We start from the raw sequence: 11,740 nt of genomic DNA, 5'->3' as shown, positions 1-11,740 counted from the left end.
GCCGCCGCGCCCGCGCAGCGGGCGGAGCCTGCGCAGCAGGCTCAGGCGCCGGCAACGGCGCCCGGCGGCGGCGCGCACGATCGCCTCCCCACAGCCGTTCCGCCTCTCGTACCGCCTCTACCGTCATCACCAGGTTCCGGTGCGCCAGCATGTCGGCAACGTTCAGGTACGGCGCCGACAGCACGTCGACCTCCGGCAGGTTGCGCGCACTCGCGAAGACGTTCCTGTCCGGCGCCGCCGTCACCAGCAGCGTCGAACGTTGCAGCCCCAGCTTCTCGAACAGCGACACGACCTCCTTCGTGCGCGGCTTCCCCAGCTCCAGGCCTTTCACTACCTGGAGCGATCCGTCCGATGCCTTCGCTGAAAGCACCGAGCGGATCGCCAGCCGTCGCATCCGCTTGGGGATGCGCTGCTTGTAGTCCCGCGGCTTCGGCCCGAATACGACCCCGCCGTGCCGCATCAGGGGCGAACGGATGCTGCCCAGCCGGGCCCGTCCGATACCCTTCTGGCGTCGCATCTTGGCGGTGCTGCCCGCCACCTCGCCGCGGGTCTTCGTGCTCGCCGTGCCCTTGCGCCGGTTGGCAAGCTGCGCCAGCAGCGTCTGGTGCACCACAGCGCCGTTTGGCTCGAGGCCGAACACCGACGCGTCGACCTCGATTCGCTCGACCTCTTTGCCCTCGTTGTCGCGGACCGTCAGCTCCATCTCTCTCTAACGTACCCCTACGATATGCACAGACCTTCGGCCGCTCAGGACGCCGCTTCCCGCGAAACGGCGAGCCCCGCCCATTCCGACGGCTTCTTGCTCGACTTCCGGATCCGAAGGAGGCCGTTCTTCGCTCCCGGCACCGATCCTTCCACAATGAGCAGCCCCCGCGCCGGATCGCTTTCCAGCACCCGTAGGTTGCGTACCGTGACTTGCTCGCTGCCCATGTGTCCCGCCATCCGCAGCCCCTTCAGCACCCGTCCCGGGGACGTTCCCGCGCCGATTGATCCCGGCGCCCGAAGCCGGTCGGACTGGCCATGGGTGCGCGGCCCGCCGCGAAAGCCGTGACGCCTCACGCCTCCCGCGAACCCCCTTCCCTTCGATACGCCCGTCACGTGCACGAACTCGCCCGGACTGAATATCTCAGGGCCCACTTTCTGCCCCACCTCGTACTGCGACGGGTCGTCGACTTCGAACTCCCGTAGATAGCGGAACTCACCCAGCCCCTTCAAGTGACCTTTCATCGGCTCGTTCACCCGCTTCGCCGCGCCGAAGCCGAGCTGCACCGCGCTGTAGCCGTCGCTTTGCCGGGTCTTCACCTGCACCACCGTGCACGGCCCCGCCTCGATCACAGTCGCTGAGTGGACCTCGCCCTTGCGGTCGAAGACCTGGGTCATGCCGATCTTCTTGCCCAGAATGCCCTTAATGCTCACTGTAGTTTTATCTCTATGTCCACGCCCGCCGGGAGTTGCAGCCTCATCAGTGTGTCCACTGTCTTCGACGTGGGTTCCAGGATGTCTATGAGTCGCTTGTGAGTGCGGATCTCGAACTGCTCCCGCGAGTCTTTATCGATAACGGGGGAGCGAATCACCGTGAACTTCTTGATGTCGGTCGGCAGAGGAATCGGGCCGGCCACCGCCGCGCCCGTCCGTTCGGCCGCCTCCACTATCTGGCTCGCCGACTGGTCTAGCAGGCGGTGGTCGTAACCTTTGAGTCGAATCCGGATCTTCTGCTTTGTTGTCATCTTGCGGGTTGATTCCAGGTTGCTGGACTTCCACTCCTCTCCCGTCGCATTTGCCGGATCAAGACCTCACCGGGCGTCTTACCCTCAGCCCCAGCTTCTCGACCACGTTCGGCGGCACCTCCTGGTAGTGGTCGAACTCCATGTTGTGGCTTGCCCGCCCCTGCGTCAGCGAGCGCAGGTCCGTGGCGTAGCCGAAGGTCTCGGCGAGCGGCACCAGTGCGCGCACTATCTGCAGGTCGTCGCGGGCGTCTATGCCAGTAACGCGGCCCCTTCGGCCGTTCACGTCGGCCAGAATATCGCCGAAGAACTCCTCCGGCGTGATGATCTCCACCTTCATTATGGGCTCCAGCAGGATCGGCTCGTCCTGCTCCAGCCCCCGCCGCGTCCCAATCGAAGCCGCCGTCCGAAACGCCAGGTCCGACGAATCGACCTCATGGTAGCTGCCATCCACGAGGTTCACCTTCAGGTCGATAACCGGGTACCCCGCCAGCGGACCATTCTCCAGCGCCTCCCGCACACCCGCCTCGATCGCGGGGACGAACTCGCGCGGGATGACCCCGCCCGTCGTCTTGTCCGCAAACTCGAAGCCCTGTCCGCGATCGTTCGGCACCAGCTCAAGCCAGACGTGACCGTACTGGCCGCGCCCGCCGCTTTGACGGACGAAGCGGCCCTCCGTGCGCACCGGCGACGTTATCGTCTCCTTGTAGGCTACCTCCGGCCTCCCCACGTTCGCCTGCACGTGGAACTCGCGCAGCATGCGGTCGACAATCACCTCGAGGTGAAGCTCGCCCATGCCCGAAATGACAGTCTGGCCTGTCTCGGCATCATAGCGCGTCCGGAAGGTCGGATCCTCTTCCGCCAGACGGTTCAGCGTCTCGCCCATGCGGTCTTGGTCTTCCTTCGTCTTCGGCTCAATGGCGACGGAGATGACAGGCTCAGGAAAGCGTATTGCCTCCAGCACTATGGGGTGCCCTCTGTCGCAGAGCGTATCTCCGGTGAAGGTGTTCTTGAGGCCGACCGCGGCCGCGATATCGCCGGCAAAGACCTCCTCGACGTCCTCGCGATGGTTGGCGTGCATGCGTAGCAGGCGTCCCAGCCGCTCCTTGTCATCGCGGGTCGCGTTGTAGACGGTGGCGCCGCTTCGAAGGTGGCCGCTGTAGACCCGGAAGTAGGCCAGCCGGCCGGCAAACGGATCGGCAACGATCTTGAAGGCGAGGGCAGTGAACGGTTCCCGTTCTTCCGCCTTTCGCTGCACTTTCTCATGAGTCTTCGGGTTGGTGCCGGTCACAGGAGGGACATCGGAGGGGGCAGGAAGGTAGTCGACAACGGCGTTGAGGAGCGGCTGAATGCCTTTGTTCTTGAGGGCGGAGCCGCACATCACGGGGGTGATAGAGCCGGCAAGGGTGGCCCTGCGCAGCGCCTTCTTCAGCTCCGACTTACTTGGCGTGCGGCCCTCCACGTAGCTGATGAGCATCTGGCTGTCCACTTCCGCCAGCTTCTCGATCAGCTCTTCGCGCTGCCGCGCGCACACTTCCGCGAACTCGTCGGGAATCTCGCGAACCTCCGGGTTTTCGTGACGCTCAAGCGGGAAGTACCACGCCCGTTCCTCTATCAGGTCGACAACGCCTTCGAACGAGGACTCGATGCCGATGGGGACCTGAATGGCGACCGGCTTCGCGTTGAGGCGGTCCCGTATTGCGTCGATGGTGCGCTGGAAGTCCGCGCCCACCCTGTCCATCTTGTTGACAAAGCAGATGCGGGGCACATGGTAGCGGTCTGCCTGCCGCCACACCGTCTCCGACTGGGGCTCCACGCCGGCCACGGCATCGAATACGACGACGCCCCCGTCGAGAACGCGGAGGCTGCGCTCCACTTCCACCGTGAAGTCGACGTGACCCGGCGTATCGATGATGTTGATCTGGTGGCCTTCCCAGTGGCATGTGGTGGCGGCGGCGGTGATAGTGATCCCCCGCTCGCGCTCCTGCGTCATCCAGTCCATCACGGCCGTCCCCTCGTGCACCTCCCCGATCTTGTAAGTGCGGCCGGTGTAATAGAGGACGCGCTCGGTGACGGTGGTCTTGCCGGCGTCGATATGGGCAATGATGCCAATATTGCGAATGCGTTCTATCGGAAACGCCCTGTCCATGACAATTGTTCCGGCTGGAACGGTTTCTACGGTCAATGTTCTCAGCTAGTCTATATCTATTCTACAAAGTCCGGCGGCGCCCGGGGTGCACCGGATGCGCCGGAAATCTCCCTACCAGCGGTAGTGCACGAATGCGCGGTTGGCCTCGGCCATCCGGTGGGTGTCTTCCCTCTTCTTGACGGTCGCTCCCTGCCCGGCGGCCGCATCCATTAGCTCGGCCGCCAGCTTCTCCGCCATCGACTTTCCCTTGCGGGCGCGGGCGGAGTTGATGAGCCAGCGAATGGCGAGAGCGGAACGCCTCTCAGGCCTGATATCGACGGGCACCTGGTAGGTGGCGCCGCCCACCCTCCTCGGCTTCACCTCCACCACCGGCGTCACGTTGCGGAGAGCCTGTTCGAAGGTGTCGAGCGGGGCGCGGTGCGTCTGAGCGGCCACGAGGTCCAATGCCCGGTAGACGATGCGCTCGGCGATGCTTTTCTTGCCCTGCATCATCACCTTATTGATGAATTTGGCCACTTCTTCGCTCTGATACTTTGCATCAGGCTGAAGTTCTCTCTTTATCACTTTCGCCCGTCGCGGCATCCTCGTCCTCCGATTGGCCTTAGCCGGCCTTCGCGCTCTTACGAGTGCCGTACTTGCTCCGTCCGCGGTTGCGGCCTTCCACCCCCTGAGCGTCGAGCGCGCCGCGGATGATGTGGTACCGCACCCCCGGAAGGTCTTTGACGCGGCCGCCGCGTATGAGGACGACCGAGTGCTCCTGAAGGGTGTGCCCCTCGCCGGGGATGTACGCGGTGACCTCGATGCCGTTGGTGAGGCGGACGCGCGCGATCTTGCGAAGGGCGGAGTTCGGCTTCTTCGGCGTCATTGTGCGCACCTGAGTGCAGACGCCCCTCTTTTGAGGAGCGCCGTCGCCCCGTTGGACGCGGTTCCTCAAGGCGTTAAAGGTGAACCGAAGCGCCGGCGCCTTCGTCTTCTTGACCAGCTTCTTCCGGCCCTTTCGCACGAGCTGGCTGATTGTCGGCAATAGACTTTCCCCTTCTTCTTCACAGTTGAATTGGATTCGACAGACAACGCAAAAGGTCGAAATCCCTAGGCTGAGCCAGTACGGCGTAGGGCTTGCGCCCCACTTGTGCCGACCGTAGTCACTTTCAGGTCTTTCGACCCTGCGATGGGCTGATTATGGAACGCTCAGCACCAAATGATAAGTTTACTGGAATCAGAAGAGAGATGTCAAGCAAATACGCGTCGCCCGGAAGGATTCGAGCAAGGTCAGGAGGAAGATTGGAGAAGCTCGCGGACAACGGCGTTGATCTCGCGTCCCTCGGCGCGGCCGCTCAGCTCCTTCATCAGCACCGGCATCACCTTGCCGATGTCCTGCGGCCCGCTCGCGCCCGTCTCGGCGATCACCTTGCGGGCGGCCTCCGCTATCTCCTCGCGCGACATGGCCGGCGGCAGGTACTCCTCCAGGACTGCCGCCTCCGCCTCTTCCCGCTCCACGAGGTCGGCGCGGCCTCCCTTGCGGAACTCCTCCGCGCTCTCGCGCCGCTGCTTCGCGTGCTTGCTGATCACGGCAAGCGTCCCCGCATCATCCAGCGGGCCGCCCTTCTCGATCTCGGCGTTGTGGACGGCGGAAAGAAGGTAGCGAAGCGTGCGCTTGCGGACGTCATCGCCTTGCTTCAGCGCCTGCTTGAGGTCGTCGGACAGCTTGTCTCTGAGGGACATGGGCATCCTTGTGTGAGGGAGGAAGGCGTTCCTAGCGCCTGCTCTTGCGCCGCTTGGCGGCAGCCTTCCGCTTTCGCCTGACGCTGGGCTTCTCGAAGTGCTCGCGCCGCCGCGCCTCCGAAAGGATGCCGTGTTGCTGCACCTTGCGGTTGAAGCGCTTGAGCGCTGTCTCGAAGCTCTCGTTCTGGCCTACTATTACCTCTACCACCTGGCGTCCTCGCTTGCGCAGTTACAGGAGGAAGGCGGCCGCGCCCTGAGTCTTCGGGATTATAGTTAAGTCCGCGTTTTCGTGTCAATAATTCTGCCGCCGCCCGCACAGACGAGCCTATTCGTCCGCCCGCCACGCGACCTCGCCGCGAACGATCGTCATCTCGACACCGATGTCCGCGATTTTATCGGCAGGAACGGCTGTCGGGTCCGCGGAAAGGACGACGATGTCCGCGTCGCTCTCCGGCGCCAGGCTCCCGCGGACACCCTCCTCGAACGCCGCTCGCGCCCCCGACAACGTGTGCATTCGCAGCGCTTCTTCCACGTCCACCCCTTCTTCCGGCGAAAGCGCGCGGCCCCCAGCGCTGCGCCTCATGACCGCCGAGGCAACGGAACGGAGCGGAGCAGGCGGCGTGACCGGCGCGTCCGACGAGGCCGCGACCTCGACGCCGGCAGCGCGCAGGCGGGCCAGCGGATAGAGATGCGGCAGGTCTTCCGGCGGGACCTGAGAGAGGTAGCGGTCGCCGCTGAAATGAAGGAACGACGGCTGCGTGACCACGATTACGCCCGCTGCCCCCAGACGGCGCGCAAGCTCCGGCGGACAGACGCTGCAATGCTCGATGCGGTGGCGGTGGTCAGAGCGGTACAAACGGCTGAGCGCCCGCTCGATGGCGCCCAGCGTGGACGCTATTCCCCGCTCGGTGACGGCGTGAACCGCTACCTGCCGTCCGCGACGGTGCGCCTCCCACACCATCTCGTCGATCTCCTGTTCACCGGGATATATCTCATCGCCCAGTTCGCTCAAAGCTATCTTTATGGGGCCGCGTCGCAGCCGCCCGTCGAGCTCTTCCTCGGGCACCCAGCCTAGCGAGTCGATCGATTCCATCAACGTAACGTTGAGGGGAAGATGCCTTTCTCCGATCAGGCTGCGAAAGAGGTGCCACTCGCGGATGCCGTTAGTCGCGGTGGCGTCCTGAACTGAGGTCACGCCCTGCGCGAGGAAGCGGGCGGCCGCCTCCCGCACTCCATGGGCGAGCTCCTCCTCCGAGATCGGGGGCACGACTTCCTCCAGCAGCGAGTCCATTTCGAGAAGGAGGCCCGTCGGCTCGCCGGTCTCGAGATCGCGGTCGATGCATCCTCCGGCTGGCTCCTCCGACTCGATGGTGATTCCGGCGAGCGACAGCGCGAGGCTGTTGAGCACCGATGCGTGGCCACTTTGGTGGACCAAGCGGACAGGGTGGTTGGGCGCCGCGGCATCGAGGTCGCGTCGCGTGGGGTGCCGCTTCTCGGCGAGGGCGGTCTCGTCGTAGCCGACGGCGCGTATCCAGTCTCCCGGCGGCGTCTTCGAGGCGCGGTCGCGAAGAATGCGCTGGATGTCGGCTACGGAGGCGACAGACCGAGGGCTGACGTCAAGCGAGAGGAGAGAGGCGGCGTAGGCGAGCAGGTGGCAGTGGGCGTCGATGAAGCCGGGAATGACAGTGCGGCCGCCGCAGTCGATGACGCGGGTCCCTTCCACCCTGTGCCGCCAAACATCCGCGTCATCCGCGACAGCGAAGATGCGGCGTCCCTGCGCGGCGACCGCCTGAGCCCGGGGCCGCGCACGGTCCATGGTGATAACGTTAGCGTTGTGAAGGATAAGGCTTGCCGGGCGCGCCATCGCCTTTGTCTCAGGTCTACTAGAAAAGTTAGCCCCTCCGGTCGGGAAGGGCGCTACGGAGAGGACTCGACGGTTCGGTTAATCGGCGGAAGGGAGGACTTTGGGCTGCAGGAGCTTCATGGGAGCGCCGCAGCACTCGACTCCGCCCTCGCCCGGCTTGATGCAGAGCACCTCCGTTCCACACTTTTCGCACTGAAAGCGCTTGCCAAGCTGGTTCGCCATCCTGATACCCCCTGCTGCTCTAGCGTTGCTGCATAGGCTGGCCGCAGCAGACGAGCTGCCCTTCGCCGGCCTTGGTGACGATAAACTCCGAGCCGCACTTGGTGCAGTAATAACGCTTGCCCACCTGGTTTGCCACGTCACATCACCCCGAATCTGAGGGAGTCTCCACGAGCAGTTACCCCGAAAAAGTGTAATGCAGCCCGATTCTATTCGTCAACCGAAGAAGACAGAACGGCCCGGTACCGACGCCGCCGCTCAAAGCAACTACGGGGTGCGCTCCAGCCCTTCCCAAAGCGCGGCCGTCTCGCGCGCCATCGCTTCGATGTTCACGGTCTCATAGCCGATGAGGCTCGTCTTCAGGGTGTTGTTGAGGCGTCCCGTCCAGCTCGAGGGGACGTTGCGCGCGCCCAGCATCATCCCCATCAACGAGCCCACGGTCGCCCCGTTGCAGTCGGTGTCGAAGCCGGGCTGGACGGCGCGACAGACAGACTGCCCGTAGTCGCCTTCGCCCCACAAGAGGGCGACGGCGCAGACCATGGTGTTGGAGTTGGCATGGCACCAGTGGTGCGGCAGACGTTCGTCCCACCGCTCATGTATCCGGGCAATCGCCTCGTCGTAGCCGAGGCCGGCGGCGCGCCAGGCCAGCGCCTGCCCTGTATCGGCGTAGAGGCGGCTCGTCGCCGGTATCCCGCGCCGTCCCGCCTCCAGGAGCTCGACCGCGTCTCTGCAAAAGGGCGCGGCGGCGAGCATGGCCGCGACCAGCATCGCGCCGTAGATGCCGTTCTTCACGTGGCTTATCGAGGCGTCGCGCCAGGCGAACTCCGCCGCCCTTTCGGGGTCGCCGGCGCAGACGTAGCCGTAGGCGTCGGCGCGGATGCGCGCCCCTATCCACTCGCGGTAGGAGTTTCGGAAGGAAGCGCTCTCCGGCGGCTGCACCTGCATGGCGAAGTTGCGGTAAGCGACCCGCTCCGCCGTGTAAGTGCGGAGCAGCGGCAAGTTGAGCAGCCAGAAACGCGCCACGTCGGCGGGGGTGAAGGCGGCGCCCTTTCGCTTGAGGAGGAGGGTGCAGGCGACCGTGTAGTCGGTGTCGTCGTCCGACGGCATGTGGTCGAGCGCATCGAGCGCCTTCCTGGCGACGAAGTCGGGGTACGCCGCCGCCGTTCGCGCGTCCACGTCGAGCCGGATGTAGTCGCGAAGGGGCCACTGGCTGGACATCTTGAGGAAGCCCCACAGCTCCTCCGTGCGGGCCCCTTCGACCGGCTTGCCAAGAAGGCAGCCGGCGCACCGGCCCAGCCAGGCGCCGAGCAGCCTGTCCTCCATCTCCGCCGCCGGAAGTGGCCTCTCAATGCGACGCGGCGCTCCCTGCCGCAGCTCCCTTATCTCAGCCAGGCCCGACGGCTCCCGGAAGGGGTAGTCCGGCCGCACCGGCAGCCGCTGCGCCGCGTCCAGAAGCGCGCCCGCCTCCTCCTGCTTAGACGGCGCCGATAGCTCCTCCTCGCCCAACGCGAGGAGCCGCTCGAACTCCGCTCTGACGGACGAGACGTCGCGCCCTTCGTCCTCAAGCTGCATCAGCTCGGTCGTCAAAGCCTCGCGACTCAGCCACAGCCAGAGTTCCCTGATGGCTTCCGCCATCCGTCGGCCTCCTTCCCGCCTCAGGAGCAAGTATACGCGCCGCCCCTCTAACAGCCGAGAAGAGCCGCGCAGCCGGGAACGTGCTAGAATCAGTACGACGCTCGATCCGGAGTGAACAGATGCAGATGGCGATCATCGGGCTTGCCCGCTCAGGGAAGACGACCCTCTTCAACGCCCTGACGCACGGCCACGCGCCTGTCGGCGCCTTCGACGGCGAGGCCGAGCTGCACATCGGCACCTACAAGGTGCCCGACGAACGGCTCGACCGCCTGGCGCCCGTGTTCAAGGCCAAGAAGGTGACCCACGCCGATATCCAGTACGTCGACGTGCCGGGCGGACTGGCGTGGCGCGGCGGACGCGGCGGCGGCCCGTCGCCGCAGGTGCAGGCCGCCCTCGACCGCAGCGAGTCCCTCGTGCACGTGGTGCGCGCATTCCGCAACGAGGCGGTGCCCCATCCCGAGGGCTCCGTCGATCCTCAGCGGGACATCGATACGCTTGACCTCGAGCTGGCGTTCAGCGACCTCGGCGTCATCGAGCGGCGGCTGGAGCGGCTCGACACGGCCGTGCGGTCGGCGCGCGCGGGGGAGCGCGAGGCGGGCGAGCACGAGATGGCGCTCCTGCGGCGCATCAAGGAGGGACTCGAGGCGGGAACGCCCATCCGCGCGCAGCCGCTGACAAAGGAAGAGCTTCGCTCGGTGGCGAACTACAACTTCCTCACCGCCAAGCCGCTGCTCATCCTGCTGAACATCGACGAGGCGGACGTGCCGCAGGCGGCGGCAATCGAGGAGGAGGCGCGCGCGCGGCGCTCCGGGCCGTCGACGGCGGTAGCGGCGGCGTGCGGGACGCTGGAGATGGAACTCATCGATCTGTCGGACGAAGAGGAGCGGGAGTTTCGCGCCGATCTCGGCCTCGGCGAGGCAGCGGCGGAGCGCATCAGCCGTCTCTCCTTCCATCTTCTCGACCTCATTTTCTTCTTCACGGGGAACGAAGACGAGTGCCGCGCCTGGACGGTGCCCAGGGACACGCCGGCGCCCCGGGCGGCGGGAAAGGTGCACTCCGACATGGAACGCGGCTTCATCCGGGCGGAGGTCATCCGCTGGGACGAGTTGATTTCGTACGGCTCGCTGGCGGAGGCGCGGCGTCACGGGGCGCTGCGCGGCGAGGGCAAGGGCTACCACGTGCAGGACGGCGACGTGCTGCACATCCTCTTCAACGTTTAATTTCGAAGAATGCGCGCAAATCCTTGACTCGTTATATCTGCGATGTTAGGCTTTAAGTGCGCATTCGAAAGGCGCAGAGGAGGCAAGCAATGCCGGTGCTAGCAATTGGACCCTTCGGGCTGGGACCGTTTGAGCTGGTCCTGATCCTTGCCATAGTCATCATTATCTTCGGAGTCGGCCGCCTCCCCGAGGTGGGCGGCGCGATAGGCAAAGGGATTCGCGAGTTCCGAAGGGCAAGCAAGGAAGAGGACGAGCCAAAGCAGATTGCCGAGAGCGCGTCCGGCGGCGGGGGTTCGTCCGGAGCCCCCGCGGGCGAAGTATCGTGCTCCAAGTGCGGCACGGTGAACAGTCCCGGCACGCGCTTCTGCTCGAACTGCGGCGCCGCGCTGTAACACAAACAAGACATCAAAGGACTGCCGGGTCTCGAAAGAGCCGGCAGTCTTGTTTCTGCCTGAGGCCGCCGCGTCCGTCCCCCGATTGCCCGCACTCTGCGCCGGCCCGTCCGGCATCGGGCGCCCCTTCCGCCATCCGCTTGTCCGCTTTCCACCCGCTGACGGATTCGCACGCCGCCGCAGTCAGCGCTTGACTTCGCCCCCGACAGGGCTATGATCTGGGTCGGATTCCAGGAAGGAGCCTGCCCGTGCGCCGCCGCGTCTGCATCTTTCCCCTGCTGACCGCCTGCCTGCTCCTCGCCGTCTTCGGGGCGGGACTTCAGTGCACGGCGGGAACGGCGGTGCACGTGGTCGACGGCGACACCTTCCATCTCCGCGTCGACTCGCCCCTCAACTGGGGCGCCGACTGCCCGGTCGTCGCCGGCCAGACGTACCGCGTGCGACTGATCGGCGTGGACACCCCCGAAGTCTACGGCGACGTCGAGTGCTACGGGCCGGAGGCGTCGGCCTACGCCCGGAGCGTGCTGGAGGGACGCGTCGTCTGCCTGATGCGCGACGTCTCGTGCACCGATTTCTTCGGCAGGCTCCTCGCCTACGTCTGGGTCGACACCGATTCGTCGAACCCCGGCTGTGAGACGTTCCTGAACGGCGACCTCGCGTACCGCGGCTACGCGAACGCGGCGTCGTACCCGCCGGATACGCTGCTCCTCGCATCGTTACAGGCATCGGAGTGCGACGCCTACCGGCATGGACGGGGGATGTGGAGCGCCTGTCCCGGCCTCGCGCCACCCCCCGGATGCGCCCCCTGACAGCGC

Annotated in this window: 15 protein-coding genes and 1 pseudogene; 4 read left to right on the top strand and 12 right to left on the bottom strand. The window is 65.6% G+C overall.

Going from position 1 to position 11,740, the window contains the following annotated elements; all coding sequences use genetic code 11:
• The 12 genes from rplD to QME71_06685 form a co-directional block, all read right to left on the bottom strand.
• On the bottom strand, positions 1 to 703 hold a 703-nt coding region (rplD, locus tag QME71_06740), incomplete at its 3' end, for a 50S ribosomal protein L4 (protein MDI6857995.1).
• Positions 704 to 747: 44 nt separating this feature from the next.
• Positions 748 to 1,410 carry a 50S ribosomal protein L3 gene (gene rplC / locus QME71_06735; GenBank protein MDI6857994.1) on the bottom strand — a complete coding sequence of 221 codons (663 nt, stop codon included), beginning with the start codon at positions 1,408 to 1,410 and terminating at the stop codon, positions 748 to 750.
• A gap of 2 nt (positions 1,411 to 1,412) precedes the next feature.
• Positions 1,413 to 1,727, bottom strand: coding sequence for a 30S ribosomal protein S10 (gene rpsJ, locus QME71_06730; protein ID MDI6857993.1), 315 nt, complete (start codon positions 1,725 to 1,727; stop codon positions 1,413 to 1,415).
• 58 nt (positions 1,728 to 1,785) lie between these two features.
• On the bottom strand, positions 1,786 to 3,873 hold the full coding sequence (gene fusA / locus QME71_06725; GenBank protein ID MDI6857992.1) for an elongation factor G: 2,088 nt from the start codon (positions 3,871 to 3,873) through the stop codon (positions 1,786 to 1,788).
• A 111-nt stretch (positions 3,874 to 3,984) separates the two neighbouring features.
• On the bottom strand, positions 3,985 to 4,455 hold the full coding sequence (gene rpsG / locus QME71_06720; protein ID MDI6857991.1) for a 30S ribosomal protein S7: 471 nt from the start codon (positions 4,453 to 4,455) through the stop codon (positions 3,985 to 3,987).
• Positions 4,456 to 4,474: 19 nt separating this feature from the next.
• Positions 4,475 to 4,897: a 30S ribosomal protein S12 gene (rpsL, locus tag QME71_06715; protein ID MDI6857990.1), complete on the bottom strand. Its 423-nt coding sequence runs from the start codon at positions 4,895 to 4,897 to the stop codon at positions 4,475 to 4,477.
• Positions 4,898 to 5,142: 245 nt separating this feature from the next.
• Positions 5,143 to 5,595 (bottom strand): GatB/YqeY domain-containing protein, encoded by a 453-nt coding sequence (locus QME71_06710; protein ID MDI6857989.1) that lies wholly within the window; start codon positions 5,593 to 5,595, stop codon positions 5,143 to 5,145.
• 31 nt (positions 5,596 to 5,626) lie between these two features.
• A complete protein-coding gene (gene rpsU, locus QME71_06705; protein ID MDI6857988.1) occupies positions 5,627 to 5,803 on the bottom strand; it encodes a 30S ribosomal protein S21 in 177 nt (58 codons plus the stop codon).
• A gap of 117 nt (positions 5,804 to 5,920) precedes the next feature.
• On the bottom strand, positions 5,921 to 7,318 hold the full coding sequence (locus QME71_06700) for an amidohydrolase (protein ID MDI6857987.1): 1,398 nt from the start codon (positions 7,316 to 7,318) through the stop codon (positions 5,921 to 5,923).
• A 219-nt stretch (positions 7,319 to 7,537) separates the two neighbouring features.
• Entirely contained in the window at positions 7,538 to 7,681 is a 144-nt protein-coding gene (locus tag QME71_06695; protein MDI6857986.1) for a hypothetical protein, read from the bottom strand.
• A gap of 19 nt (positions 7,682 to 7,700) precedes the next feature.
• On the bottom strand, positions 7,701 to 7,817 hold the full coding sequence (locus tag QME71_06690; protein ID MDI6857985.1) for a desulfoferrodoxin FeS4 iron-binding domain-containing protein: 117 nt from the start codon (positions 7,815 to 7,817) through the stop codon (positions 7,701 to 7,703).
• Positions 7,818 to 7,945: 128 nt separating this feature from the next.
• Entirely contained in the window at positions 7,946 to 9,313 is a 1,368-nt protein-coding gene (locus tag QME71_06685) for an ADP-ribosylglycohydrolase family protein (protein ID MDI6857984.1), read from the bottom strand.
• Positions 9,314 to 9,432: 119 nt separating this feature from the next.
• On the opposite strand from QME71_06685, the gene QME71_06680 reads away from it, so the two are divergent.
• From QME71_06680 to QME71_06665, 4 genes and pseudogenes are all read left to right on the top strand, one after another.
• Positions 9,433 to 10,533, top strand: coding sequence for a DUF933 domain-containing protein (locus tag QME71_06680; GenBank protein ID MDI6857983.1), 1,101 nt, complete (start codon positions 9,433 to 9,435; stop codon positions 10,531 to 10,533).
• A gap of 89 nt (positions 10,534 to 10,622) precedes the next feature.
• Positions 10,623 to 10,787, top strand: a pseudogene (tatA, locus tag QME71_06675) (twin-arginine translocase TatA/TatE family subunit).
• A 9-nt stretch (positions 10,788 to 10,796) separates the two neighbouring features.
• Positions 10,797 to 10,925, top strand: coding sequence for a zinc-ribbon domain-containing protein (locus QME71_06670; protein MDI6857982.1), 129 nt, complete (start codon positions 10,797 to 10,799; stop codon positions 10,923 to 10,925).
• Between the two features lie 248 nt (positions 10,926 to 11,173).
• Positions 11,174 to 11,734, top strand: coding sequence for a thermonuclease family protein (locus tag QME71_06665; protein ID MDI6857981.1), 561 nt, complete (start codon positions 11,174 to 11,176; stop codon positions 11,732 to 11,734).
• The last annotated feature ends 6 nt before the right edge of the window (positions 11,735 to 11,740 follow it).

The sequence above is a fragment of the Dehalococcoidia bacterium genome, from assembly GCA_030018455.1.
Taxonomy (GTDB): Bacteria; Chloroflexota; Dehalococcoidia; order DSTF01; family JALHUB01; genus JASEFU01.
The sequence above is the reverse complement of the archived record's forward strand: the minus strand, read 5'-3'. Positions and strand labels throughout refer to the sequence as shown.